This is a genomic window from Pseudoalteromonas sp. PS5 (assembly GCF_004103255.1).
Classification (GTDB): Bacteria; Pseudomonadota; Gammaproteobacteria; order Enterobacterales; family Alteromonadaceae; genus Pseudoalteromonas; species Pseudoalteromonas peptidolytica.
In genome coordinates, this window is the sequence record NZ_RCSQ01000136.1 from 14,715 (window position 1) to 39,736 (window position 25,022).

Below are 25,022 nucleotides of genomic sequence, written 5' to 3' on the forward strand. Positions count from 1 at the left end.
TTTTAGTTCTCCCAACTAGGTTGTGTATGAGTAATCCGATCGGCACAAGGTTTGCCATTGCTTGATGTGTATTTTCCGCTCACAGTAATAGCTCTAGACGCACCACAATGATAACGGGTATCTACTTTCATGGTAATTCTTGCCAACCCACTGTATCCCTTATTGATTTTCCTGAAGTAGATTGGAACTGTTGCTCCTTCCAAGCCTTTGGAAATTTCAATTTCTTGAGCTTCATTATCCGGCTCTGAAATAAATAACTTCATAGCTCCGTCTTGAGAAACTTTTATTATTTTAAGATGACCAGATACACAGTCATGATATGACGTCCCTGTAAACTTAATATGATCTCCATAACTGGGAGAGGCGAACATTCCTCTATGCGCCATGATGAAATCTAATTCAAAATAATCACCTTGTCCGCCAAAACCACCATTCCCCGAAAACTCCAACATATTCACATAATATGGGGGCTTCGGTGATCCACACGTTGGAAAATCAGAGTCTGGGCCGGCTGATTCACGATCATAAGAGCCTGGGTCAAGATAAGATTTAAAGAAAAAGCTCTTTTCACTTCCATTTATAGTAACTGGTAAGCCGTTAATTTCTTGAGTATATTGACCTTTCCATTGATTAAACTGTTCTTCTGCTTGCTCTAATTGATTATTAATACTCGTAATTTCACCAGCGACCTCATTTTTCGTGTGCGTCACTGTTTCCGATAAAGTACTTTGAATAATCCCAACCTGATCTTCAACAGTTTGGCACAGTGCATTGGCACGTGTGGCAACCTGACTCAGGCGCTCCGTCATGGTTAAATTGTCATTTGACATAGTGTTTCCTTATTGATGCTCAAGAGTGGTTAATCTGATTTCTTGATTGGTTTGGCGGTTCATCGTATCTAGTTGCACCCGAGTTACATTGGCGAGCTCACCGTTAAAGACACCATGAATAGCTTCAACCCTATCGTCTAGTCGCGTCATGTGTGTTGTATCTAAACGTGTAATTTCACTTGAGAGTAATTGCCTAAGCTCACTCAGCTCACAAGCTTGTTGCTGCAAACGTAGTTCCTGCTTAATTTGCCGGTGCATGGTATCGAGCTGGGTGAGCGTCATCTCAGCCAGCTCTTTGTCGACGATAAGGTTTAAGTTATCGACACCCAATTTAACTTCGATACTTTCACTGGGTAACTGAGCAAGGCTGAGTGTCAGCCACTGCAACACTTTAACGTCAGGTGTACGATAGCCTAAGGTGGTGTTGGCTTTTGAATAAACCCCAAGCAAAATAAGCTCCGGTTCACCACTTGCATCCACTTCACCGCTATCTAAATACACACCTATTTCTCTGATGGCATATTCAAGTGGTGCGTCAAACTTGCCTGCAATTTTAAGGCTTGTGCTTTCACCATCTTGATAATCGCTGTCGGCAATCGCAACGCGCTCTTTTAGGCTGCGCAGCTCGGTTTGATTTTGCGATGGCGTGTACGCCGCGTCACCAAATGCCATGTGACTAATTTGCCCTTTAAAACCACGCGCCTGGGCACTTAAGAGCGCATCCAGTCCAGCGTGGGTAAATTGAAGCGTTAGTGCTGACATTATGTCGCTCCTTGTAATTGATAATGTTGATAATGAAGTCGTTGCATAGCACTGCCCAGCGCGACTCCTTGCGCCATTTGATCAGGCTTTATTCCTTTTCCCTGGCAATCATGTTCATGCGCATTCAACTGTAAAGCGCCAGCCGCAACCGCTACTCTTGCCTTGCTTTCATCAGGTAAAATACCACCACCAGCAACCTGTAATGCTTGATAGCCATACTGATTACAATGACCACATGCCGCCAATCCAGCTACACCTTGAGCGGGCTTAACTCCCAAGCCCAATACCTTGGTATTGCTCAGTCCCAATGGCGTATTACCAAGTGCGGAAATTCCTATTTGCTCTTTAAGCGAAATACCCAGCTGTAAATCAACATGGATAGCGCCGCGCTTGACTGCATTTACCACACGGCGAATGCGTTTAAGCATTTGGGGGGTCAACAGTCCCTGTTGTCGGTCGTCCAAATTTTGATTAATGAGCGCCCAGATCTGTACCGTTCCAGGAGTCCCGTGGGTTTCCCACCACTCTTTGATTTCAGTTTCAATGTTTAAACTGTCTAGCGCCTTTTGTAGCGCAAACGGTGTGCCTTTATACTGATGTACTGTAAATGCGTCAGCCACCACTTGGCGTTTCACCTGCAAAGACCAGCTTTCATCCCACTCATCCACAGAGTAGTTCCACGCCAAAAATGGCAATAAAGGCTCAGGGCAAAGTTCGGGTTGCCAAAGACTCGTCAACAGCAGTCGTGTATCGTTCAGTACACAGGCATCACGCAATTGAGTTCGTGCTTCATCATCCTTTAGGGAGAGCCCACTTAATCCAATACTTGTGGCTAGGCGCTCAAGTGCATCTCTTGGGAAAAACACCTGAGAATAAATAATTGGCAGCAGCTTATCGCTTGATAAGCGTTTAAGTGCGCTGCGTAAATCAAGACAATCTGCCTCCGCCAACGAGAGATAACACGCAATTTCCACTAGCTCATCATCGCTGCGCTGATCAATTTTTAAGGCCGCTAATAAGCCTGCTCGGATAGTTCGAGGCTTGGCTTGCAGCGCTGCTAACCACTGCTCAAGCGTTGACGCATTATGAGGTAAAAGCTTAGTCATCCTGCCCCCTCTCCTTTACCCGCAAATCCATTTGATCACAATACGCCACCTCAATATCTAGAGGTATAATGTCTTCACTTGGCGACTCCAACCTGATGTTCTCGACACCGGACAAAAACAAAGCGTTGCTAATGCCCGCTCGCGTGATCTGCCGACCAAGCTGTCGCCTTTGAGTTAAGTAAGCGTCGAGCGCAGCTGAGGCACTGTCCACAATCACCTCAGGCGACGGGCCAGGTAAAATTTCAAGTTCCGCTGTAATGTTAAATGTCAATATCTGTGGTTGTTTGATAGTGACTCTATCGCCAAGCGGCCTCACTTTAGAGACTTGAGGCTGAGCTGATGATTCAGGAGTAAAGGCGTCGTGTAATTTACTTAGCAGCTCCGCACTTAGTGTACCTTTTCCAATGCGACTCAAGGCGGTTAGCTCTATTTCACATGGCCTCGGACTATGAACTTGCACATCGCAAATCTCATTACTCACTGACAAAGCATGAAAGCAATAAGAGGCCGCGCTCCCTGCGGTATTGAGTCCATCAAACGCTAATTGCGTTCTCGCTCTTAAACGCTCATCATCCTCATTCCCAAGCCTTGCAACATTAAACCTTGCAGCGATTGCATCTAAATCACTCCCTGACGCACTGGCAAGTAAATTGGCATTCACCGCGTCGTTTAGCATGCTCTGCTGCTCTAGCTCATGATACGCCATAAGTTCAAGCAATTTAGTGAGTGGTTCACTCTCAAGTGCAAGCACAGGGTGTAATGCCTCATCTTGCGCGACTAACGCTTGCTTTAACGCTGTTAAGCGCTGCTCAAAGTCTAATTCCTTGATTACTTTTGGGACAGGCAACTGCGATAAGTCCAATTGCTCAAATGCCATGGTCAACTCCTTTTATAAAAAAACCCACCGCAATAACTTGCTTGTGGGCCTTGGAGGTTGGAAGCTTATTTGCTTGTTAACTTTCTCAAGCATAGGTGTATCTTACTGATTTTTAGGAAGTAAAACAGGTCAATTATGACCGCTTTAGAAAATACGCAGCTTTTAGAGCACTGAGAAACGATACTCTTCTAGTTCAAACACCGGCTTTGGCAAATCAGCGTTAATCAACGCTTGATCCACTATCCAAATACCGTTTGTTTCAAATCTAAGCGGTATTAAAAATTGACCATCTTTTACTTGTGCAGGCATTAACTGAATGCGGCCAGTGTCAATACGCTTAAATGGTACTTTAAATTTACAGTCGCCTACTATTTGAAGAGACCGATTATACCTGGTAGCTACGGCGTAATCTTGCCCGCATTTATTTTAAGTAAAATTTTCATATACAATTACTTTTGCAATCTAAAACCAGTTACCGCGAAGATGCTATTTGAGACCCAGCTTTCGAGTTCAGTTCGATTAAAGAACTTATTATGAAAACCTAACGAGTCTGGAGCTGTAGATGAGAAAAATATATCTTTAGAGAGCTGGTAAATATAACTAAACGCATTTAAACATAGTTCATGTGGAGTCGACACAGTGCATTTTTTTGCAACACCTGTACTAGACAAATTGCTATTCACTGCAAATGTGGTTACAACAACATCATACGCATGCTCGTTACCAAAACCATTGCGAAGCATTATAACTGAGCCGTTAAATAACGAAACACCAACATTTGACTTGTGATACCCCACCCCTTCAATTTGCTGGCCCCGCATCAGAGTTGATATATTTGTTTCATAGGTGATAAATCCTTCTCCAGCCAAGTTTACTGTATAGTACAGTGAGTTGTCCTCGAGTGTCGTCATCCCCCTAAAATACGTTGAATTGTCATGAAACTGTGCTGACTTCATTGATTCAATACCATCAATATCGATTTTAAAGAAGCTCCAATAGTTATTCACAGCCCTCATAGATCCAAGCAGCCACTTTGTCGTGCCATCATCATAAAAATGATGGATGTGCACTTCGTCATGCGATGACCATATATTTTTACAATCGTATGTCCACTCGATTTCCCCCATAAAATTATGTTTATTAATAAAGTGTCCTAAATTGTTTCCTGATACGGTAAAGAAGCTTCCCGCCTCATATGGGTTGGGGAGACTGGAGCGTACATCATCCAGAGCGAGACTTGATGTCAAGTCAATGCCTGCGACATCATAAACGCCACCATTAACAGTAAATTTAGGCCATGGCAATAAGCTGGTAGAGCCATTGGAAAACGTACCATCATTATTAAAACCGCTTCCATTACTTACTTTACCCCAATCAGTTAACGCCATATCTGCCATCCTCCATCAATAAAAATAAATGTTCTTTCAATCCCTGATATTGTCATGTGATATTCAGTATCTGCATTTCCTTCATCGTCTGAAATCGTTTTAGACACAGGTGCCAACACCCGAGCCGGTAACTCTTGAGTCGCCCCGGCATGGGGACTTAACATGACGCTTAAGGTTGTACCATTTTGTGCTTCATCCGGTAATTGCAGTGTAGTTACCGCTTGAAATAAATGACGAGCACCACAAGCGGCAACACTTGGAGCGGCTACCTCAATAAACTTAGACATCAACACTGGTACGCCGCCCAGTGTTTCGCCATCACCGACATAAAGCTGCTTTGTATCTGTTGAAAACCCCGGTTCGCCGTTACCAAGTACAGTCTGTAATCGTGTTGCTTCTGGGCCTCTTCTAAATTGGATCCGTCGCCCCATTAAAATACTCCCCCGTCAATATCCCCGCCTTCAACCGCAAGACCTAATGAATTAACCCAGTCTCGCACCCACGCGGTGGTAGCAATATTGGTGCTATTATCTGAGCGTGCTCGTGTGGGGGATTTTGGCGTACCGGTGAACATCGGCGAGGTAAACAGCTGCGATTTCGATAAATTATCAACTTGGTTTAGGCCAACATCTGCTTTGTTAACCGTTACAGCGCCTGTTTTACCATTTACAGATAATACATTATCTGTTGGTGTGCGCAGCAGCACCCAGTTTGCCAAGACATTTGCAGGCGTCGACTTGAGAATATAAGACTTGCTCTCATCAGTGCGAATTGCCAAGTCGCCGGGCTGCGCATGCAGCGCCAACATAGCAGATTGGCTAGCGACCTCAAATGGCTCACCGATGGCAAGACTCGGAAGCACATTTTCAGGAATTTTACCGGCACTGTCTAGCAACAGAACATGGTTGGCACCACTGCCTGCATCACGATGAACAGCACTGCCAAGAGTGGTAAAAATATCTACACCGCCTGGGGTGGTGCCATCACCAATAAATAATTTTTTGCTGTCGGTCAACCATATTGGTTCACCATTACTCGGCGTAACATTGGTGCGGTTTGCTGCAGGCCCGCGCCTAAATTGAATTTTGTTCGACATTAAATACTGCCTCCGTCTAACGAGGGAACATTAGGGTATGAATCGGAAAACGCGCCACCATCAAGCGATAGCAAGCCTACAAATTTATTAATTTCACTATTTACATAGTTTTGTGTGGCATACACCATAGAGGGATCAACTTTTAAATTAACCATCTCTGACTGCACCACATCAATTACCGCTTTTATGCCAAGCTCGGCACTGGCATTATCTTCAATATTTGGCTTATACGTTTCAGGGTATTTAACAATGGCAAATGCTTGGTCGTCTTCGGTGTAAAAAGCCGCTTCACGAACATAAAACCCACCCTCTGTAGCAGGCACAATACCGACAACCTCAAGCATCGCGGGATTGTTATCTAACGTTTTGGAGCTATTGATCAGTCCTCTAAATCGCTCACTCGTGAGATGTTCTGAATCAGGTAAAATATTGCCATCGCCCACAGCAAATTTGACTAAGTTGATTTTAACGCCTGTGCCAATGGCATTGGCTATTTTAGCGCGACCCGCTGGTGTCAGCATGGTCCAGTATTGTGGTTGGGGCATAACTACTCCGAGGGTAAATATGGGTATAACTGCAAGACTGACTGGCTGCGACAAGACGTACTTGGGCATCGCTTACAATTTCGCTGGCATAATAAGGGTACACCGTGACAGAAGAACCAAATAGCGTGGCTGACGCTAGCTGAATTTTTGCTGTGGATAATAAACTGAGCGATAAATCAAACTGAATACTATGGCGCTTATTCGCGGAAGTAGTTTGAAAGATCTGCTGATATAACGACTCATCAAGCCCTCTATCAGATACCGCAACATCTATCGCGATAGTTCCTACTGGGCCTTTCGGTACTTGTTCAAACCATTCTGTGATACGGGTGTCATAGCCAAAAGGCGCTAATGCGTTAATAATGGCAAAACGCGTCCCAAGGTGTTTATGTTGCTCATAGCTTTGCGCAATGATCTGGCGTTTTATAGGCTCTGGCCACTGTTCATTCCACTGCGTAACACTTTGACTCCACGCCAACCAAGGTAGTAATTCAATTGGACAAGTATCTGGTTGCCATAATGCCTCGAGGCAGCTTGCCGCGTCATTCAGTACTTCAAAAATTGGGGATTGAGCGGTTTGTATGTGCTCAAGTAGCTCAGCACCGCGGTGCAAAAGTTGACTCTCACTCACACGTCACCTTCAAATATCACACCTGCGATGTCATTTTCACACCAAGGGACCTCATGACCTTCTACTGTGACATTCTCACTCGGTGCAGCGAGTACAACATCTTCTACACCACTACTATATAAAGTGGCAAACAGTGCTGATCGTTTTATCGCTTTGCCCATTACACCCGTTTGTGCAAAAAAATCTCTCAACTTGGCCAGCACTTGTGCCTTAACTTGTGCTTTGCCGGGTCCTGGGGCTAATTGCACTTGAGCGTGAAGAGTATAGGGCTTCACTGTCACTGGTCTAATTTCAACTCTGTCACCTATTGGCCGCACTTTTTGTAATGCAAGCACATCAGATACGGTATCAACTGTATCCGCTTTCAGTCCAAACGTTGCTTTAAGCTTGTTTAGCAATCCATCTGAAGGTAAGCCATTAGGCGATTCATGGCTTAAAATTGTCAGCACAACATGACAAGGTGAAGGACTCGCAACATGCACATCTTTGACACGACTATCAGCAGAGAGTGCATGATAGCGATAACTTTCTGCAGTTCCTGCGGTATTTAAACTATGAAAAGACTGCTGAATACGACTTCTAAATCTATCATCCGGCTCTTGTGGCAAACGACTTACCCCATATCGTACAGCGATATGATCAAGGTCCGTGCTCGTCGCTGTTGCCAATAAATTACCTTTAACCGCATCGTTGATCCGCCCTTGCAATAACATGCTGTGATAAGCAAAAGTATTGAGCAATTGTGTAAGTGGCTCCGACTCAAGTTTGAGTACCGCGCTAATATCCGGGTTTTGCTCACTGAGCGTACTTTTAAGCTGCTCCACCAGATGTTCATATTCTAGATTGTCTAGCAACTGTGGCAGAGGAAGCGCAGATAAATCAATCAACTTAGATGATGCCATAACGTCCTCCTGTGAAATATAAAAATAAAAAAACCCACAGCAAACACTTGCTTGTGGGCCTTGGAGATTGGAAACCTGTGCTTGTTAACTTTCTCAAGCATAGGTGTATCTTACTGATTTTTAGGGAGTAAAACAGGTCAATCCTGACCTGATTAGTATTTAAAACTCAATCACATACGCTAGTAATTCAGCTTTAGTGGTCAAACGCTGTACCTCAGCCTCTAGCTCATCGCTTTTTACTCGCAGTGCTTCTCGCTGCGCCAAAATGGTTTTTAAATTGTCGCGTTGCTGAGTCGCCTCTGCGTCATTACCACTTAGCGTCGCTTGAAGCTCACGCTCCTTAGCCCGCTCCACCCGCCATTGCTGCCCTTGCAATTGTTGATAGGCAAGCAGCTTAACTCGTGCAATTACTTGTTGCTTTAACTGCGCTACCCCATCGTCGTTATCCGTCTGTGCCTTAGCCTTATCCAAAAAGTCCGCTGCCGAGTCTGTATCCCACGGCTTACCTGTTTCTGGGTGTACCTGCCAAAAATTACCGTTAATACACATGCCCTGTTGTTTGTCATAATATGTTTTCATTTTTGCTCCTTAAATCGCACGGCATGTTCTAGCAAGGCCATATATTTGTTGGTTTTGCGTATTATACGCCACTGCTTCATCTATAATCCCAATCTGTGAATATGGGTTCATCACTTGTATTGCCGTAGCTACAATACCACCATGACGCCCTAATCTATCTGTCGTAACCCGATAACGATAAGTGCCTAGTACCTCACCGTTTACAGATTCAAGTGCTACCATTACCTCTCCTTCAGAGTTTACTGACCCGTTGGTGTCTGGGTATCTCTCAGGGTTCCCATTACTGGTAAAATGATAGTTTATCGGTGCTAGTTTCTGCTCTGCTGTAAACACATAGTGGGCGCTATAGCTATTGCCAGCCATTTTAGTCTCATCTGCAAATACGCCAAAAGATCCATAATAATCTAGCGCATAGCTCGAGATATTGTGCTCATTGACTTCATACTTAATTCTGCCTTTTGGCTGTGCCAATGTATTGGCGATAAAAGCCAATGTGGTAAAGTCACCGCTGTCGACATAAGCTTGGTATTCATTACTATTCGCTATGGCGATATTGGTTATATGATTGCCATCACGGTATTTTTCTATGATTAAGTTAGTGCCAGCATCAATGACGACTAAACAATGTTTTTGGTTGTTATACAACACGGCCACGTCGTGGTGCTGATGGCTTGTGCGGGTAGCGATACCAAATTGGTCTACCGCGTTTAAGTCTTTTTTAGGTAACGTCCTTGATGTAAAGCCCTGCTCAGACACAAAAATCCCACCATACTCGGTTACGTTAGTCGATTGAGATTTTTGTGTACTAAACACCACTTGATACTCGATATCATTCGGCTGGTCTTTTAATCCTAAAGGCACCAATGCGCTCGCGCCATATTGATACACTTTTGTTGTTGGGTTTTGCTCAAATGCGTTGTTATATACAAAACTGGTTTTAACCCTGCTAACGCCACTGCCAGTTTCTGTTACCTCAACATGCTCTAATCGACAGGCGTCATTAGCACTATTCGCCGTGTAACTTGGTCGCGTTAGATACGACTTACCACTGCTATCGTATATTGCTAACACGGCTGTGGCGCGGCGGTTATTGGTTGACGTACTCGGCGTATCTATTAATTTGTTTGCAAACAACGTTTTTGGCGCTGCGGCATTGACTTGGTTAACCGCAGTGCTAATTTGTTGTGCCAGCGGCGCTATTTGATCCAATAAAGCGAGCTTTGCTGCCCTTGTTACCAACTCCGCAGTTGCACCGCCTAGCTCTGCTTTTGCGGTGTCGATATTGTGTAGTGCTGAGGTTGCCACTTGTTGTAAAAGTTGAGTTGACTCATCTAAATGTTCCTGTGCAACCGCAACGACGGCTTGTTCTAGCTTGGCGTTATCGGCAAGGCGGGTTATTGCATTGCTGACTAAGGTTTGCTCTTCTGCGCTTAGGGGGGTTGTGCCATTCATATCTGCGACAAGTTTGTCGACCATTACTTGAACGGCTTGTTGAATTGTTGCCATGATTTCCTCTTAAAGTCCTTTAAATTGGTAGTACAGATTCACCCAATACTTGATTAAGTCTAAGCCTGTTAAAGCGTTTATTGAGGTCGTGCTGCGCTTGTGCACTGGCAAGTTGTTGTTGGTGAATATCACCGTCAATCGCATGCAGGGCGTTAATCAAACGCTGGACATCTTGCTCAAGTAAGTTTTCTGGGTGAGGGAGTGGATAGTGCTGATAAGGCGTAAATTGATTAATGTCCAATGCGCCTCCTACAAGGTAAATGCACGTAAATTACGCACCCTTGGGCGCTGTGAAGGTGTGCCTTTTAAAACCAGTTTGACTCTTGTTGTGGCGGTATCAACACCGCTAAAGCGATACGTAAACTGCTGCCAGCCGTCGGTTAATACACTGCTACTATCAAGCTCAAGTGCTAACCACTGCGCTTCTTTTTGCAGTAGTACCTGCACTTCAGAGTGGCTTTGAATATTGGCTTCAAATGTCACCATTACATCGCCACCGAGTCGGCACGGTAATTCACGCGAGATATAGTCACCAGCGTCAGCAACCTGCCCATGTACACATTGGGTTCCTGCAAATAGCAGTGGGGTTAGCGTTTGCGTACCAGTCAGTAAAGCACTGACTTTCACTTTACCAGTGATAGTCTCGCCCAATGAGCTGGGTTGCCACTCTTGTACATTGAGCACTTTTTCTTTATTACCAGATGGATAGGTAAGCTCAAAAGCAACTTGAGTTTCAGCACTTGGGCGCTGCACGACTGCAAGCAACATTAAATCGGTTACTTGTTCAACATCCACAGAGCCTAACTCCACACGTAAGCTTGGCGCAGTAAACTTAGCGGCTTTTAACCTAAAGGTGAGATCTTTATCTTGGTGTGGCGTCCACGTACTTGCGTTACTTGAAGACAACAGCACCCCAACCTGATAAGGCTGTGACGTAACCCAGTTATGCCCTTGGTCAAGCTTGCCCAGCTCAGCAATCGCCACACTATGCTCAGCACCATCGGTGAGCACAACCAACGCATATTCTTGATCTGCATTTAAAAAAGTTGGCGTAAAGGTAAAAGGCGTTGGCCTATCATTTAGCTTTATCTCATCGCTATTTATCTTGCTACTGGCCAGCACAGTTTGGGTAGGAATACCTTGTACCACTTCACGAATTTGTACTTCAACGGCTTCTGGCCCTTTGGCGGTAAACCACAGTTCAACCCCCGCAATAAAGCGTGATTGCTCCAAAATAAAGGTTTGTGCAAGTGGGTCAAAGCGCTGAGTAATAATGTTATTGACGCGGCGTAGCGTTTCGACTTCTATGATGCCGCTACCGGTATAGCTGGCGCTGCCTGCGGAGCCTTGCTTACCTATAAAGCGCACCAACTTAGTACCTGCGGGCACGTTATTTGGTACTTTAAATCGACCAGTTAACTCACCGCGCGTATTTGCTTGGATCATGCTTGTACCTCTGAAATAATTTCAATCCCATCAAACAGTAAAGAGTCAAGTTGCTCACCAGAGTCAAACCCTGAGATAGCAAAATCAACCCAACGAGAACGCAAAAACTCAGCTTGTTGACGTCTCACTCCCACTCGCTCGGTTGTGGTATGTTCAACAACACGGCGTACGCGCCCCCCACCTTGAGTTAAGCGGCGTGTAATAGGGCTTGTCCATTGCGTTTGAGTTTGTGTCCAGTGGTCAACACTGGGGGTTAAGGTGACGTCCGCAGGAATAGGCTCAAATGCCATGTAAGGGTTGATTTTCATCTCCCCTGTACGACTCTCTTGTACCAACACATCTTCAAGTTCAAATGGTAACGACAGGGTCTGTGTTTGCGCCAGCTGGGTGACATCAGCGCTCATCGGTAACATCAATTCACCATCCACTATAGAGCCACTTTGGCTTAGCCCCACATCACGCATGTCATCATCTAAAAACGGATCAACAAACACCCCATATTTGCTGGCAGGCGTTTGCGCCGTAGTGTCGTTACGAAGCCGCTCAATAGCCAATAACTGATACAAATCGGATATTTGCTGCTGCATCAGTGCCAAATCGGTCATTTGTACGGCTTCAATTGCAATATTTTGAATTTGCGGTGGTGTGCTACCCCAGTGCTGATGCACTTGTGCAAGACCCAAATGCTGATGAGGCACCAAAGGCGCTTGCGGGTTAATTCTATCTGGTGCGCCTTTGATCCGCTCAACGCTACCACTTGGTGTTAACACCAATAAATCAATGCGCGGCATATACCAGTGGTAATCCACCACGATCAGGCCATTTTCCAGCACTTCTTCGGCATCATTTAAATGCTGTTCAAGCCAAAATCCAGTTTCATCTGCATTGACCTCCACCGCGCGGCGGTATGTATAAATCACATCGTACGTTGTGCCTGAGGCGGGTTTATCTCCGCCTTCACGCCAGCTAATGTGATTACGGACGAAAATAAAGTCGATACCTTGGCGGTATTCCACACCATTTTGTGAAATAGCCATAATCTCAATCACCGAGTCATCATCAAATGGGTCGGTGTTTTGTCCGGTCTGTGCATGTCCTCGGGTAAGTTCAGTGCGCTTTTTCACCTCTGCGGTTACTTGATCAATACGCTGAACCGGCGCAAAGTCCAGATCGATACGCATTTTTCCTTGATCATTGGCAATAAACCGGCTCGGTTCATTGATCACCTCACGCACATCAGGATCATTGGCCAGTGCAACTGGTAATGCGGTGTTAAATGCGATTTCATAGCCATTAATATGGGCTTTACCTTCTTGCACATTAAAATGCTGGTGGGTTGCACTTGTCTGGCGATAACTGACATTTAAACCACTGACTACATAACTGCCACCATTCGACTCGCGGTCGTAACGGGCAAGGGCACTGGTGATGGAGTCGAGCTGCGGTGGCGGCTGCTTAACAATTAGCGTGCCGTGATCTATCTGATAAACAGGGAAAAAGTCACTGTCAGGGTAGTCAAGGCTATCGCTTAGTCCCCATACTCCCGATATTTTTAACCGCGCTGCACCGGCCTCATCAAAGTTGTGGGCGCCAATGGCAGGATCTCTAAGCGCGGGGTCGTGAAGCTCAGTAACAACAGACTTTGCCAGCCACACCCCGACAACTTCTAATTTATCGAGCCTAATGGCAAGCTGCGCCGTTGGCACATCATGCACCGCACCTTGTAAATACACCGACGATGCCCCTATGGTCGCACGCTGCTGGGTGTTATCGACGACAACATCACCACCTTTTACTACATCGCCATCTTTCATCAAGACATCAGCAATGCCTTTTACATGGTGCTGAGACTGTAGCTGTAAATCGTTTAGCTCACGGCTTTGTAAGCCTTTGCTTGCCCGAAACAACAGCTGACTATATTGTTTGGCGGGATCAAATTGTTGGTAATAATCTTTTATCATTGCCTTCTTCTTAAAAACTGATCACAAACTCAAAGGTCTCGCGTACCCCTTGGTCGCGAAATAACGCCGTGCGATGCTCTAATAAAATGAGCTCGCCGGGCTGCGCCACTTCGTCGGGTGCGAGGTAATACTTGCCTGCGGGCACATTGGCTTTTGCTGTTGTGCCCAGCATTAAGCCCAGCTCGCGAATATGCTCACCTAAGCCATCTTCAAAGTCATAGGTAAACTGGCAATACAGATGCTGGCTGGGCGTGTCGGTCAAGCTGAACTTGCCGCTAGGCACTTGGATCTCCCCTTGCTCATCAGGTTCACAAAAGCGAATTTGCTTTGCCTTGCGATAACCAATAAGACTGGTGAGTTGAGTGGTATTGGTTGGGGTTGGCGACAAGGTGTCGTCCCAGCTTGGGTCGCCTTTACCCCATGCCAAATAAATAGCTTGCTGGCTCAAAAGCCGCGCAAGCGCCTTGCGGCCTTGTTGTGTTAAAGTGGCCAAGGAATACTCCTTACAGAAATGAAACCGAGCTAAAAATTAAGCTCGGTGAGAAAGTAGAGGTTTAGTTAGATTCAATCCACAGGTCGGATTGCTGTGTAGCCGCAAGTAAGCAAGCCTGCGTAAGCTGTGCTTTGGTGACATCAGCCACAGTGTTATTGGCAAGCACCCAGCGCTGCGTGTCGTTTTCTGTCATCAAGAGGATGGCTCGAACCATGCGCTGCTGGCTTTGCTCATCACCGTCAAAGGTTAAGCCGTCAACTTCAACGGTAATTGACGACACGTTGGCAGCGCGCTGGCTTTTAAAACGCTCGCGCTTGGTATCTGCTAGTTGCTGTGCGGTGTGCGACACTGTGGCTGGGTGGTGATAAGCCACAAGCGCGTCGTCGTCGTACTCAATGTGTGCATCTTTGGTTTCAGTACTTAGTGCTAAATCCACCTCCACATGCGCAGCACGATAGCACGCTCTTCTCGCTTGCAAGTCCAGCATCGGCTCCGCAGGTAGCGGCGGTACTGGCCTTAGTTCATCTGGATTAGCGGCATTGTGCGCTTGCGCCTCTGCTATTTGTGCTTGCACTTCTGTCATTGCACTCTGCCACGCGGCATGTGCCTCACGATATGCAGCTTCTTCTTGCAAAATGGCAAGTCGTAGCGCTTCGTCAATCTGCTCTTGAGGGTGACGCAGCATGATTTTTGTTTGCACGTCTGCATAGCCCACTGTTGATGCCTCTACTGCATCTGCGCTGAAGTTATCCACTTCTGTGTTCATCGCATGCTCCTTATCCATTGTGTGCAATGCCTATTGGGAATAGGGTGTGATGGCAGAACACTTTGACGGTGTTGCCGTTAAGGTCGGTTTTGGTATTTTCACCGTTGATGATAGGGATGGTTTGGTCGTCGCCCCAAGAGCCTTTTGCACTTGATGCAATACCGATTACGTTGCCAGTTGTGAAGCTGACAATTTCACCTTCGCTGTTTAAGTAACACTTCTCTTCCATTATGCAAGTTACGTCCATAAGCAATTGCACCACTAGTCCTTTGAATGCACCAACCACAAAATGATATAGCTTGCCTTTACTGTAAGCCTGCAAAATGCTCGAGTTAACTGGTAGCACCTCTTTATATTGGTATTTAAGTTCAGCGCCATTAAGCTGAAGGTACATCAATCCACTTTTCTCAACTATCGAGTACATTGTTTTAACAGCCTCGGTGTTCGGTGATAAGCCAGTAATGGGAGTATGTTTAGGCTGATGCTCAACTCGAGTGCTGATCTGCATGCCATCCATATTTTTGTAGTCCAGCTTGTAATATCCTCTTGGGTTATCCCTGTCCGCCCCCCCACTTTTATCTATTAAACTTTCTTTTAGCCGATTACCTAAATATGACTGAGAATAGTTGCCACTCCAAATATCAGATGACATATTTAACAGCTTTGAAAGTGATGCTGCTTCTGTGAACTTAGCTTTTGCCTCGTAACACCATAGTTCAACTTTTCCAGCAGAGGGGGCTACATTGCGAATATTTGCATAAGGATGAATTGTTGAATCCGTTTGGGTCCATGTACTGCCATTATCTTCAGTTACATAGAGAGTTGGCGACGTTGACACTGCTTTTTTATTTAATTGATAACTTTTACTTGTGCCATCTGGGATTGTGGGTATCCACTGCCCAACCACACCATCGGGGAAGGTAGCCGCGATGTTTTCAGGGTGGCCGATGATATCGACCCAAGGGAGTGAGTCAAATTCTGCGCCAAGCAGTGTCGTCTGAATTACAATTAGTGTTGTGCCATCTGGAAAAAGCGAATTAAACTCATCAACTCGGTTATCCGAACCAATATAGAAACCATTACCACTATCTCGATAAATATCACCGTAATGTATACCTCCTCCATTAATCTTATAAACACCACCATTATCACCAAGAAAATACGTACACAATGAATCGGTGACCAAAGTTAATAAATCGGTCCTATCCACGCCAAAGGAAGTCGGCCATGTCGAAGACTGACAATTGAATTGTATCCGTTTGCTGATGTCGTTATAAATTGCCGTATTTGATTTAACTATTGTACCAAGAGCGACAGCTGATTTAGTGAATGGAATTTTCCCCTTACCACGAAGTGTCCCCGCAACCGCTTTACGCATAGTTTCTTCAAGTAACGCGTTAACACCTTGCTTTTTCGCACTTAGGCGCAAATCTTCAACTTGGCCTGCGTAGATGGCATCGTGGTATTTGTATTGATCCGCTCTTGAATGGCCATGACCACCAATATATCCCATGCCTGGGTGCTTTCCGATGCTTGTTTCTGTTGGCTGGACAAAACACCCTAATGTGCTCATACGCAAAGATGTGGGTAGCTCATGCCAGTGATAATTACGTACACCCGTCATCGTATATTGTGTTGTTCCCATCGGGTTATAGCTGGGGTGATATGCCCCTTGGTTTAAACGCTGTACTAGGGCGATTGGTAAAGCATAACACAATCCATTGTGACCAAATTTATTGTTATTTATACCTTCAACTGCATGGAATACACCAAGATCGCTTTTTAAAAGAGAGTAAGCGCTTTTCGATGAAAAGAAACCATTTGATGTACTATGAGGAACATATGAATTGGCTGCTGCTTTGATGCCTTGCTTTCCGATACGATGATGTACGTCATAACATAGAACGCCTTCAACATGAGTTCTTATTGCTCTCCAATCGTTCCCAACTCCCTCAATAACCCTAATTCGATATCTAACCTGAATATACGCTTTGGCTTTTGGGTCGTAGTAAATATTATGCTCAGGCTCTCCAAGGAAAATAGCCTTTTGCGCCTCTGTTAGCGATGACCACTTAATGCCATACCCTTTGGTTGCGCTATCCCATTCACCAAATGCGGAGTACCCCTGAGCAACGAGGTTATTGCGAAGGGCAATGCCCTTATAGCTACTTGCGCCATATTGCACATTGCCGAGCGGGTACACGACGTCTTTATCCGCTATTTTCTCATGCCAAGCCTCTAGAAATACTAAGTCTTTACGAGAGGTGATCACCTTATTGGTCTCAGTTTCTGCTGCAAATGCGGCTTCAGCATTATTATGCTGGGTTACGGTGCCAGTTGCTGAGTCATAGGTTTTGGTTCCATCGGGGGCATCAGGGAATAAAATGTTGTTTCTACCATCATTTTCGAAATTTAAACACTCAATCTTGATGACAACACCATTAATCACAACTAATGGCATACCGACTCTGGAGTTGCCAAACGATACAATATTAGTGTTTCTACCTAACGCAATCATATTACTGAGTGCTTCAAGCGTGTTCATCCCTTCATTGACCAGCTTTTCATTGTTAGAAATATAATGCTTACCCCACTCCACAAACCCACTGCCTGCATATTGCTGTTTACGCATATCGCGCAGTGCGTCAAATTGGGCTTTGGTCATTACATGAGGATTTGGGTTAACGCTTTGTGCATCTGCAACGAGTGATTTTAGGGTTGGCAGTGTGTGGCTGTTGCCGTTTAGGTCTTTAAGGTTGACGCTGCCTGACTGAGTTTGCCAATCATTCAGCGCTTGGTTGTTCTGATTAACCGTTTGATAGGTTTTTGCAATATCTTGCTTAACCTGATCGATTTCTTGTAGGCCTTCGGTGATATTATTGGCAAGTTGAACACTTGCTTCGGTTTGCTCCGTTGCGGCCTGTTGCAACTGAGCGAGTTGTGCTTCTATGGTCATGTATTATCCTATGTTTGCTTTTCTTAGGCGCATCGCCAGTTGCAGAGTTTGATTGGCTTGTTGAATTAGGCTTTTACCCTGTCTCAGATGTGCATAAACAGACGTCGCCAGCTCTTTTGCCATAAAAATATTGGTGTTGAGCACCCCAGTTGCAAAACTAACTTGCTGTGAAGGCAGCGCTGCGAGGTTAAGCGAGATTATCTCAAGCCAGGCTACGTCTTTGCTTTTGTGATTGAGCACCTCACCATTGGCGCTATGCACCGCAACAAGTGTGTTATCAGACCACACCCCCAGCTCTTTTACTGGGTATTCGGCCTCTCCTTCAAATACGGCACTAAAGCGGACTTGCGTGGTGGTTAACTGCTCGGCTTGTAAAATAGGTACTTTTTGCTGTTGTTGTTGCAGTTGCGTCTGCCCCTCAGAAGGACGGTAGCCGCTGCTACCTGCTGACAGGTGTGTGAGCGTAAAAGGCTGTCCTTGCTCTATGGCTTCAGTCAACTTAGCAAGCCCCTGTGTAGTCCATACAACAGGGGCAAAGTGTGAAGATTGCATTGTTTATTCCGTTTATTCGGGAAGTACTACCTCAAAATGACTACAGTGAACATTGAGCCGCCCTGTGGTAGCAATGGAAGTGGATAACGGCATCATCTGCCGATGTTGCCAGTGTTTGATAGTGGCGCTAAGTGGCCTGCCCGTCAGGTTATCTGCTTTTACCCAGCGCTGTTGCCATTTGCCTTGCCACGAGCGTGTTGACCACACTCGATGCGATGATAAAAGCCGCACTCTTGCTGTGCTTACAGGCAGGCGTGACGGGTCTTTGTCGCTAAGCTTATATGCACTCAAACGCTTGGCGCTAAAGTAGTGGTTGCGCTGGCTATGGGTGCGGCTCAACTGTGTTGCAGCGTTGATCTGCCCGGGTGCGACACCGTGCTGATGACGCCGACCAAAACTGGCTTTACACAAGACCTGCTCACCATCATAAAATGCCACTCCAGAGACATCCGACAACAGTTGGCCAAATGCGCCCGTGGATAATCGCAGCTCTCGCACATCATAATCATGATAGACTCGCGAGAGCTTAGCTCTGACGGGCGCAGATAACCCAAGCAACTGATGAATATCTTTAAAGGCTTTGTCACCGGGGATTTTTCCAGCGCTGAGTTGATAGCGATAAAAATGACGACCCGGAGGCGTAAGCTCTAACTCGGCATCTTCAAAATTAAGCCAGTTCAGCGCCATGTCTAGGCTTTTAGGAGTGCCACGCAGGCGCTGCCAAACCAAGCCTTGCTTGAGGGTTTCTCGTAGGTCTTGAGAGTATGGCAAAATAGCTTCTAAGCCATATTCCCATACGAGCCACATTAACAAATTAATGTGTGGCTCTGCCTTAAACCCAGAAAGAGATGAAATGCCCGGGTCAATGTCGTCGCTCACCGTCACACTTTGCTGTATACGTTGCTGAAGCTCGGTGTGATTAGGGGGTAATAAGGTCATATTACCCCCGCTTTAGCACAAGCGAGATAGCACTTGGGATCACATATTGGTGCGCGGCCACATCAATTAACTGTGTGGGTGTTAATAGCTCGATATGTCGCACCCCTGTGCCATGAAGCTGAGCATGTAACCAGCTTGGCGTTAAGTCCCAACCAAGCGTCGTGGCTTGCAGCCATTTTTCTTGTAGCGTGTGCTTTAACTTATCGACAATCAGCTCCGAGGCATGGGTGTTTAGGTATAGCTCTGCGTTCACCTCAACCAACACCGGCTCTGCCAAGTTGACCTCTAAGGTATCGGTTAACATTTTTACTGAGTCATCAAACAGGCGCTTTTTAACTTGCGCTAACACCTGCTCGGCGTCAGCGTCCAACTTTGCCAGTACCGTGACAACCACCAGCCCATCCCCTGGGCTTTGTACCGATACGTCCTTGATTAACCCCGGTGCCGCTTCAATGGCTTGATGACGATAATGCGCTGCGCTGCCTGCGGTGCTTGACGCGATGGTGCTATTACGAATACGCATTCTAAGTGTTTCGTCTTGCTCATTAGGCAACCGCGATACCCCATAAAATGCCCCAAGATGCTCAAGATCTGCCCCTTTGCTGGTGGCAAGTAAATTTGCCGCTGCGGCCTCATTAACACGCTGTCTTAGCAATAACTCACGATAGCTTTCCACTTGCAAACATATCGCCAGCGGCGAGCTTTCTAGTGTTAACGCATCGCTATACTCAGGAGCAAGCTCAATAAAGCGCTGTTTACGCGCTTGAAATAGGCTTTCAAAGTCAAGTGGTTCGAGGATGTTAGGCGCAGGCAAAGTCGTAAGATCAATGGTTTGATTTGCCATAAAAAGCCTTATTCTGAAGAAGTAAGTATGGTGGTTACGCCTGTCGCGCGCGCTGCTATCTCTTGATATACACGCTCAATGTTTTTACCTTGATAGGGAAATTGAATTTCACGGTTTAGTACTTTATTCGCCAATGTGCCTAGACGCGTTTGACCTTGTGATGCCACCGCGCGCATCTCTGCCAATGTGGTTGCTTTACTCAAGCCATCAATCAATGTAATAAGCTCAACCAATAAAAGGTGGCTGGTGTCTGATGTAGTACCAGCAATAGAGTCTGCGTCTGCGACTTCTCTGGCAATTTGCCCCCGCTTTACTTGCTTGTCTAAATATGCGAGTGTCGCTAAATGGTCGTGCTGTGAAGGAATTTGCTCTTGCATCATTACCCCTTAATTTTTGGATAGTTAATTACACGGTCTACGGCAAATGTTGCATTACCGCCAAACTCAACGATGTTTTGTGGTGGATTTGAAGTATTAGCCACATGAAAAGTATGGTTAACAAACCTGACAAACAATCGAGAATATGGGTGGTGCTGATCAAGTTTTAACACCGGAATAGTGCCCGTTGATGAACCATTCCACCAACCACCAAAGCGGGTTAAATCAAGCGTTGACGCACTTAGTTGCTCATTAATTTGCGCACTAGTTGCCGATGAGTTTGCAAACACAAACTGCAAATAAGTAATGCTCCAGTCACGTTCATATTGTGGTGTTTCACTGTGCCCCGGCGCGTATGAGTACCCATGAGCGAGATGAACTTTAGTAAGTGCACCGACGGTTGGATAAATATGGTAACCAATGCTCGTCGTTGGCACTAACATCCACTCAGAGCGCGATTCATCTTCTGGATCCGGTGTTATTTCTAGTGAAGCCTTTGAATGAGCGATTTGATCGTAATAACTGATGTTTATATCCGAATGGCTATCTGCAAAATTAAGGATCGCTTGATCGGTTTTGGACTCTACGCGAGCAATCGCTTCATTAACATCTTGCTGCGCGTCACTCAGCGCATGGTTAATCTCCCCCATTTTACCCACCACGGTTTGGGTCAGGGCATTATTTGAATCTATTAGTTTGCCGTTTTCGGCTTGCAGTGCGCCGATGCGCTGCTCTAATGTCATTGGCTGATAGTCGGCCATTTTACACTCCTAGCTGTAGTAATCTGTCGTTGAATTGAATTTGCCTGTGGTTGGCTTGAATATGTGCATTAATTTGCTGGGTTTGTGCCATGAGCATGTCGAGAAATTCTGCCGCATAAAAAAGCCTTAAGTCGCCGGTCGTGTTAATCGTGATCGCCTCTGCTGGCAAAGCGCTGAGCAACAAGTCAAATCCTTGAATAATTTGTGCGATAGGTGTTTGATAAAATAGTACGTTTTGGGGGTGAGACCACACTGCGAACAAGGTGCCATCGGCAAGGTAAAACCCGACCTCTCGCACCGCATACTCTTCATCGTCCTGAAAATGACCGGTAAGATGAAATTGACCATCTCCCACAACCTGCCCACCAGCAATCACAACGCGGTTTTTTTCTTGTTGCAACTGAGTTTGGCTACGTAAAGGTGTATAGCCAGCCGTCCCCACCGCAATGGCACTTATATCAATGGTAAAGCCATTGGTCTTGGCATTAACGGCCGCATTTAATCCCGCCTGCGTGATAAGCGGCGTAAAGTGTTCCATAAATCATTCCTTAAAGATTAGGGTTTGCTTATCTTTCAAGTTTGCTTTTGTTCATCTGAGTAAGCTTGGTTTATTGTTGCTAAACTTTTACTTAGATCACTTGGCGGCAGGTCGAGCACCGCGACCAAAACACACTCAGGAAAACAAAACGCAAGTAGCAAAGGCCTTAGTAGCAATAAAATTGTTGGCGCTGCATTTGGATGGCAAAAGGTGCTGTTTGGATAAAAATATTCGACGCGGAGGTAAGATCTGAACTTACCTTACCTGATACTTTGGCCATACTGCGTGAAGCTGATGTCGTGGCAACCACAAGCGAAGTCATATTCTCAACATTATCAGCATGTTGGGGCATCCAGCTACGTTGTAGGCTTAGCGATTGACTTAGCGACGTAACGAGCAAGCTGGCACTTTGCTGTACCCCGACGCTCAGGCTGATTTGGCTGCGACATGGTTTGGTCATCACCACCGCTTGCCATAGCTGCGCCTGTAATTTTGGCGTGAGCAGCGTATTGCCTGCTGGGTCTAAGTTTTGCGCTGCCAATGCGATTATCTGCGCCGAATGGGGCAGAAAGTCACTGGGATTGTCTTGTTGCCACCACTCTTTTAGCTCAACTTTTGCCGCTAACGTGGAAAGCGCGCTTTTGATTGCACTGACTGTCCCTTTGATACGGTGATCTGGCACGCTATTGGCGATGATTTTACGTTTGATCTCAGCAGGCCAAGTACTGTCCCAAAAGTCCACACTGAGCGCATCGGCAAGCCAAGGTAAAAAGTGCTCAGGGCACCGCCAAGGATCCCATAAACTACCGAGCGGTACTGGGGTTTTAGAGACTTTGCGTAACGCTTTTGCCAGCCCGTGCTCAAGTGGTGTGCTCGTATGTGGTAGTAAGGTATTAAATATCTCGTCCTGCAATTTCTACCTCCACTTTCGTACAATACGCTGCCTGCCAAGGCGCATTGATAATATCTTCGGTTGGCGAGACCAGCTCAACACGTTGCACGCCCGTTTGATGTAATGCGCCATACAGTCCAGACATACGAATATCGTGATTAAGCTTATGATGCGCCTGCAACCACTGCTTCACGCTCTGCTCGACCAACGTTTTGACTTTTTGCTCATCAGGGCCGGGATATAAATAAAGTTTGGCATGAAGCGTAAATTCCTTTACCTCAGCCGCGAGTATCCTTGGTCTATCGGTCAATGGCCTAATTTCTTCTTGGAATAAATAGTCTGTTATCGCTGTTATTTCGTCTTGGCTGGGTATGCCATTACCGCTATCTGTGAGCACCGTTATCGCCACATCCCCTGGCGCTGCGTCTTGAAGTCGAGCGGCATGGGTACAGTGCAGCAATCTCGTTTGCGCTGGAACGAGCTCTGATAATGGCGGTTCGACTTGCAGCAGCGCAAATTCGGGGGACTCCACAAAAACATCTTTTACTTGAGGCAGTGCTTTAAACGCATGAAAACAATATGCGCCAATTGGCCCTGCGGTGCTAAATCCTTCAAGTGCCAGCCGGATCCGCTCACGAAAACGAGCATCACTTTCATCGACTTCACGAGTGACTAAAAAGCGATTGCCTAGATAATCAAGTTCACTGCTCGTTGCTTTTGCCAGCAACACTTGCTGCGCGCCCTCATTCATTTGCTGACGTAAGAGCAACTCTCGATAAGCAAACACCTCCATCAACTTCGCTAATGGGTCGCTTGGCAAGGGCTCGCCAAGATCAGGGCAAGCCGCTGCTAGTGCTTGCTTGAATTCATTGTATAAAGTGTCAAATTGGATCGGTGCAAGTAAATCAGATGCCGGTAGTTGGCCAAGATCAACGGCACTAAAATTGATTAAAGACATAAGGAACCCAATGCTTTGAAAACAGCACTCAACAATAACCTGCCGAGTGCAATTAATGTGTTATCGCCCACGCGTTTGTAGTGCTTGACTCACGCCATTGGCTCGCTCAGTAATTTCCTGCATTACTTGCGCTTCACCTTTAACTTGATATGGAAAAGCTAATCTTCCTGATTGCACATCGGTGTGAATATGACCAATTTTTTCTTTCAGTCCACTCACTGAAGCTCGCACATCTTCCAGTGACTGCGCGGTGCTAAGCGAAGTCACTAAACTGCTCAGCTCGTTTAGCAATAGCTGTGTCGTGTCTGCTGTTGTGCCTAGTAGTGTGTCAGTGTCTGCAACCTGTTGCGCTATTTTCTCACGAGCAGATTGCTTGCTCTTTAGCGCAGCCTCGTCTTCACTCAGCTCTAATGTGAATGTTGCTCCCACGCCAAATGTGTCTTCAACAAACTCCTGAGTTACAAAATGTTGGGTACTAGGGTCATAGAACTTATCAACAACTTGGTTATTTACTGTTAGTTTTGCCATTTTTATTCTCCTTAATCGTAAGCATTTTGTGTAGCGTCACCCAAATAGGCGAATTGTCCCCAATCATCCAAAGGTACTTCTCCTGTCACAACGGCAGGAAGGGCAATTTGAATCACGCCAGTTTCATCCTCAGGTTTACCTTCACCATGAACATAAGGGTGACAATGGCCATATCTATTTCGACCAAAACTCATGACCTTCCCGCAAAGTTTTGCTTCTTGATTTGCTTCTAAGCCTTCACACCACCAATTGTTTGGTACTGTCCCTCGAATATGTTTCACAACCGCTGCTGCTGTAACAACGGTAGGTGCTCTGAAGTACTGGTACATTAAGTAAGCAAATTGATGCGCGCTTTCGCCCCGGCGATTTGGGTAATATTCTAGTTCCCAAATATTAAAGCTCTGAGCGAAGTATTTGGTATCAGAGTTGATAGCACGTAGAAATTCTCTGGCAAGTGGTGTGCGTTGATCTGCTTCTACTCCGGTAGTCACCGTTTCTAAGAATCTCGCCTCTTTGACATAACCGCCACTCCAGAAGAGTGGAAAAGTCCCTGCTTCATTGGGAATTAATGCTTGGTTTTTAGTCACACGAAAATGAGACTGACTCTTACGAGCAGAGTCAAACCTTTGGTCTATTTGACCCAGCTCTGCATTCACTTTATTTTTGGCATCAAGCACGCTGTTATTTAAGGTCGCCGTAATATCTTGAATTTTATTATCGACGGTTGCAGTGAGGTCATTGGATGCCTCGATGAGGTTGGCAATATCTTGCTCTAGTGCCATATTTTTT

Annotated in this window: 29 protein-coding genes; all 29 read right to left on the reverse strand. The window is 45.8% G+C overall.

Going from position 1 to position 25,022, the window contains the following annotated elements; all coding sequences use genetic code 11:
- Window positions 1-2: 2 nt before the first annotated feature.
- Window positions 3-830, reverse strand: a complete 828-nt coding sequence (locus D9603_RS21860) for a hypothetical protein (RefSeq protein ID WP_128732088.1) — start codon at window positions 828-830, stop codon at window positions 3-5.
- 9 nt (window positions 831-839) lie between these two features.
- Window positions 840-1,592 carry a phage tail protein gene (locus tag D9603_RS16205; protein WP_128732089.1) on the reverse strand — a complete coding sequence of 251 codons (753 nt, stop codon included), beginning with the start codon at window positions 1,590-1,592 and terminating at the stop codon, window positions 840-842.
- Window positions 1,592-2,698, reverse strand: a complete 1,107-nt coding sequence (locus tag D9603_RS16210; protein WP_128732090.1) for a phage tail protein I — start codon at window positions 2,696-2,698, stop codon at window positions 1,592-1,594. The genes D9603_RS16205 and D9603_RS16210 overlap by 1 nt, the downstream gene beginning before the upstream one ends.
- Window positions 2,691-3,575, reverse strand: a complete 885-nt coding sequence (locus D9603_RS16215; RefSeq protein WP_128732091.1) for a baseplate J/gp47 family protein — start codon at window positions 3,573-3,575, stop codon at window positions 2,691-2,693. The genes D9603_RS16210 and D9603_RS16215 overlap by 8 nt, the downstream gene beginning before the upstream one ends.
- Window positions 3,576-3,737: 162 nt before the next feature.
- A complete protein-coding gene (locus tag D9603_RS21690; protein WP_161972758.1) occupies window positions 3,738-3,884 on the reverse strand; it encodes a hypothetical protein in 147 nt (48 codons plus the stop codon).
- Between the two features lie 140 nt (window positions 3,885-4,024).
- The gene (locus tag D9603_RS16220; protein WP_128732092.1) at window positions 4,025-4,963 is read right to left on the reverse strand and encodes a hypothetical protein; all 939 of its coding nucleotides are present in this window, start codon (window positions 4,961-4,963) and stop codon (window positions 4,025-4,027) included.
- On the reverse strand, window positions 4,954-5,394 hold the full coding sequence (locus D9603_RS16225; RefSeq protein ID WP_128732093.1) for a hypothetical protein: 441 nt from the start codon (window positions 5,392-5,394) through the stop codon (window positions 4,954-4,956). Before D9603_RS16225 ends, D9603_RS16220 begins: the two co-directional genes overlap by 10 nt.
- On the reverse strand, window positions 5,394-6,059 hold the full coding sequence (locus tag D9603_RS16230; protein WP_128732094.1) for a hypothetical protein: 666 nt from the start codon (window positions 6,057-6,059) through the stop codon (window positions 5,394-5,396). Before D9603_RS16230 ends, D9603_RS16225 begins: the two co-directional genes overlap by 1 nt.
- The gene (locus tag D9603_RS16235) at window positions 6,059-6,604 is read right to left on the reverse strand and encodes a phage tail protein (protein ID WP_161972759.1); all 546 of its coding nucleotides are present in this window, start codon (window positions 6,602-6,604) and stop codon (window positions 6,059-6,061) included. Before D9603_RS16235 ends, D9603_RS16230 begins: the two co-directional genes overlap by 1 nt.
- Window positions 6,555-7,235 carry a phage tail protein I gene (locus tag D9603_RS16240; protein ID WP_128732096.1) on the reverse strand — a complete coding sequence of 227 codons (681 nt, stop codon included), beginning with the start codon at window positions 7,233-7,235 and terminating at the stop codon, window positions 6,555-6,557. The genes D9603_RS16235 and D9603_RS16240 overlap by 50 nt, the downstream gene beginning before the upstream one ends.
- Entirely contained in the window at window positions 7,232-8,137 is a 906-nt protein-coding gene (locus D9603_RS16245; protein ID WP_128732097.1) for a baseplate J/gp47 family protein, read from the reverse strand. The genes D9603_RS16240 and D9603_RS16245 overlap by 4 nt, the downstream gene beginning before the upstream one ends.
- A gap of 159 nt (window positions 8,138-8,296) precedes the next feature.
- On the reverse strand, window positions 8,297-8,716 hold the full coding sequence (locus tag D9603_RS16250; RefSeq protein WP_128732098.1) for a hypothetical protein: 420 nt from the start codon (window positions 8,714-8,716) through the stop codon (window positions 8,297-8,299).
- 9 nt (window positions 8,717-8,725) lie between these two features.
- A complete protein-coding gene (locus D9603_RS16255) occupies window positions 8,726-10,222 on the reverse strand; it encodes a hypothetical protein (protein ID WP_128732099.1) in 1,497 nt (498 codons plus the stop codon).
- Window positions 10,223-10,241: 19 nt separating this feature from the next.
- Window positions 10,242-10,463 carry a hypothetical protein gene (locus D9603_RS16260; protein WP_128732100.1) on the reverse strand — a complete coding sequence of 74 codons (222 nt, stop codon included), beginning with the start codon at window positions 10,461-10,463 and terminating at the stop codon, window positions 10,242-10,244.
- Between the two features lie 8 nt (window positions 10,464-10,471).
- Window positions 10,472-11,668, reverse strand: a complete 1,197-nt coding sequence (locus D9603_RS16265; RefSeq protein ID WP_128732101.1) for a hypothetical protein — start codon at window positions 11,666-11,668, stop codon at window positions 10,472-10,474.
- The gene (locus D9603_RS16270; RefSeq protein ID WP_128732102.1) at window positions 11,665-13,629 is read right to left on the reverse strand and encodes a DUF4815 domain-containing protein; all 1,965 of its coding nucleotides are present in this window, start codon (window positions 13,627-13,629) and stop codon (window positions 11,665-11,667) included. Before D9603_RS16270 ends, D9603_RS16265 begins: the two co-directional genes overlap by 4 nt.
- Before the next feature lie 10 nt (window positions 13,630-13,639).
- Entirely contained in the window at window positions 13,640-14,122 is a 483-nt protein-coding gene (locus D9603_RS16275; RefSeq protein WP_128732103.1) for a hypothetical protein, read from the reverse strand.
- Window positions 14,123-14,183: 61 nt separating this feature from the next.
- Complete coding sequence (locus tag D9603_RS16280) at window positions 14,184-14,888, reverse strand: hypothetical protein (RefSeq protein WP_241651685.1); 705 nt, start codon at window positions 14,886-14,888, stop codon at window positions 14,184-14,186.
- 10 nt (window positions 14,889-14,898) lie between these two features.
- The gene (locus D9603_RS16285) at window positions 14,899-17,844 is read right to left on the reverse strand and encodes a hypothetical protein (RefSeq protein WP_128732105.1); all 2,946 of its coding nucleotides are present in this window, start codon (window positions 17,842-17,844) and stop codon (window positions 14,899-14,901) included.
- A gap of 3 nt (window positions 17,845-17,847) precedes the next feature.
- Window positions 17,848-18,396: a phage tail protein gene (locus D9603_RS16290; protein ID WP_128732106.1), complete on the reverse strand. Its 549-nt coding sequence runs from the start codon at window positions 18,394-18,396 to the stop codon at window positions 17,848-17,850.
- A gap of 12 nt (window positions 18,397-18,408) precedes the next feature.
- The gene (locus tag D9603_RS16295) at window positions 18,409-19,335 is read right to left on the reverse strand and encodes a phage tail protein (RefSeq protein ID WP_128732107.1); all 927 of its coding nucleotides are present in this window, start codon (window positions 19,333-19,335) and stop codon (window positions 18,409-18,411) included.
- Between the two features lies 1 nt (window position 19,336).
- Entirely contained in the window at window positions 19,337-20,179 is an 843-nt protein-coding gene (locus tag D9603_RS16300) for a baseplate J/gp47 family protein (protein ID WP_128732108.1), read from the reverse strand.
- Window positions 20,180-20,187: 8 nt separating this feature from the next.
- Complete coding sequence (locus tag D9603_RS16305; RefSeq protein ID WP_241651686.1) at window positions 20,188-20,559, reverse strand: hypothetical protein; 372 nt, start codon at window positions 20,557-20,559, stop codon at window positions 20,188-20,190.
- Window positions 20,559-21,317 (reverse strand): hypothetical protein, encoded by a 759-nt coding sequence (locus D9603_RS16310; RefSeq protein ID WP_128732109.1) that lies wholly within the window; start codon window positions 21,315-21,317, stop codon window positions 20,559-20,561. Before D9603_RS16310 ends, D9603_RS16305 begins: the two co-directional genes overlap by 1 nt.
- A gap of 1 nt (window position 21,318) precedes the next feature.
- Complete coding sequence (locus D9603_RS16315) at window positions 21,319-21,855, reverse strand: phage tail protein (RefSeq protein WP_128732110.1); 537 nt, start codon at window positions 21,853-21,855, stop codon at window positions 21,319-21,321.
- Window positions 21,856-22,021: 166 nt separating this feature from the next.
- Window positions 22,022-22,768 (reverse strand): phage tail protein I, encoded by a 747-nt coding sequence (locus tag D9603_RS16325; protein ID WP_128732111.1) that lies wholly within the window; start codon window positions 22,766-22,768, stop codon window positions 22,022-22,024.
- Window positions 22,749-23,705: a baseplate J/gp47 family protein gene (locus D9603_RS16330; protein WP_128732112.1), complete on the reverse strand. Its 957-nt coding sequence runs from the start codon at window positions 23,703-23,705 to the stop codon at window positions 22,749-22,751. Before D9603_RS16330 ends, D9603_RS16325 begins: the two co-directional genes overlap by 20 nt.
- Before the next feature lie 60 nt (window positions 23,706-23,765).
- A complete protein-coding gene (locus tag D9603_RS16335; protein ID WP_128732113.1) occupies window positions 23,766-24,233 on the reverse strand; it encodes a hypothetical protein in 468 nt (155 codons plus the stop codon).
- 11 nt (window positions 24,234-24,244) lie between these two features.
- Window positions 24,245-25,022: hypothetical protein (locus D9603_RS16340; RefSeq protein ID WP_241651687.1), on the reverse strand; the 778-nt coding region annotated here is incomplete at its 5' end.

Coding starts and splice junctions, on each gene's coding strand:
- D9603_RS21860 (WP_128732088.1), bottom strand. CDS start 830: ATGTCAAATGACAATTTAACCATGACGGAGCGCCTGAGTCAGGTTGCC.
- D9603_RS16205 (WP_128732089.1), bottom strand. CDS start 1,592: ATGTCAGCACTAACGCTTCAATTTACCCACGCTGGACTGGATGCGCTC.
- D9603_RS16210 (WP_128732090.1), bottom strand. CDS start 2,698: ATGACTAAGCTTTTACCTCATAATGCGTCAACGCTTGAGCAGTGGTTA.
- D9603_RS16215 (WP_128732091.1), bottom strand. CDS start 3,575: ATGGCATTTGAGCAATTGGACTTATCGCAGTTGCCTGTCCCAAAAGTA.
- D9603_RS21690 (WP_161972758.1), bottom strand. CDS start 3,884: ATGCCTGCACAAGTAAAAGATGGTCAATTTTTAATACCGCTTAGATTT.
- D9603_RS16220 (WP_128732092.1), bottom strand. CDS start 4,963: ATGGCGTTAACTGATTGGGGTAAAGTAAGTAATGGAAGCGGTTTTAAT.
- D9603_RS16225 (WP_128732093.1), bottom strand. CDS start 5,394: ATGGGGCGACGGATCCAATTTAGAAGAGGCCCAGAAGCAACACGATTA.
- D9603_RS16230 (WP_128732094.1), bottom strand. CDS start 6,059: ATGTCGAACAAAATTCAATTTAGGCGCGGGCCTGCAGCAAACCGCACC.
- D9603_RS16235 (WP_161972759.1), bottom strand. CDS start 6,604: ATGCCCCAACCACAATACTGGACCATGCTGACACCAGCGGGTCGCGCT.
- D9603_RS16245 (WP_128732097.1), bottom strand. CDS start 8,137: ATGGCATCATCTAAGTTGATTGATTTATCTGCGCTTCCTCTGCCACAG.
- D9603_RS16250 (WP_128732098.1), bottom strand. CDS start 8,716: ATGAAAACATATTATGACAAACAACAGGGCATGTGTATTAACGGTAAT.
- D9603_RS16255 (WP_128732099.1), bottom strand. CDS start 10,222: ATGGCAACAATTCAACAAGCCGTTCAAGTAATGGTCGACAAACTTGTC.
- D9603_RS16265 (WP_128732101.1), bottom strand. CDS start 11,668: ATGATCCAAGCAAATACGCGCGGTGAGTTAACTGGTCGATTTAAAGTA.
- D9603_RS16270 (WP_128732102.1), bottom strand. CDS start 13,629: ATGATAAAAGATTATTACCAACAATTTGATCCCGCCAAACAATATAGT.
- D9603_RS16280 (WP_241651685.1), bottom strand. CDS start 14,888: ATGAACACAGAAGTGGATAACTTCAGCGCAGATGCAGTAGAGGCATCA.
- D9603_RS16285 (WP_128732105.1), bottom strand. CDS start 17,844: ATGACCATAGAAGCACAACTCGCTCAGTTGCAACAGGCCGCAACGGAG.
- D9603_RS16290 (WP_128732106.1), bottom strand. CDS start 18,396: ATGCAATCTTCACACTTTGCCCCTGTTGTATGGACTACACAGGGGCTT.
- D9603_RS16295 (WP_128732107.1), bottom strand. CDS start 19,335: ATGACCTTATTACCCCCTAATCACACCGAGCTTCAGCAACGTATACAG.
- D9603_RS16300 (WP_128732108.1), bottom strand. CDS start 20,179: ATGGCAAATCAAACCATTGATCTTACGACTTTGCCTGCGCCTAACATC.
- D9603_RS16305 (WP_241651686.1), bottom strand. CDS start 20,559: ATGATGCAAGAGCAAATTCCTTCACAGCACGACCATTTAGCGACACTC.
- D9603_RS16310 (WP_128732109.1), bottom strand. CDS start 21,317: ATGGCCGACTATCAGCCAATGACATTAGAGCAGCGCATCGGCGCACTG.
- D9603_RS16315 (WP_128732110.1), bottom strand. CDS start 21,855: ATGGAACACTTTACGCCGCTTATCACGCAGGCGGGATTAAATGCGGCC.
- D9603_RS16330 (WP_128732112.1), bottom strand. CDS start 23,705: ATGTCTTTAATCAATTTTAGTGCCGTTGATCTTGGCCAACTACCGGCA.
- D9603_RS16335 (WP_128732113.1), bottom strand. CDS start 24,233: ATGGCAAAACTAACAGTAAATAACCAAGTTGTTGATAAGTTCTATGAC.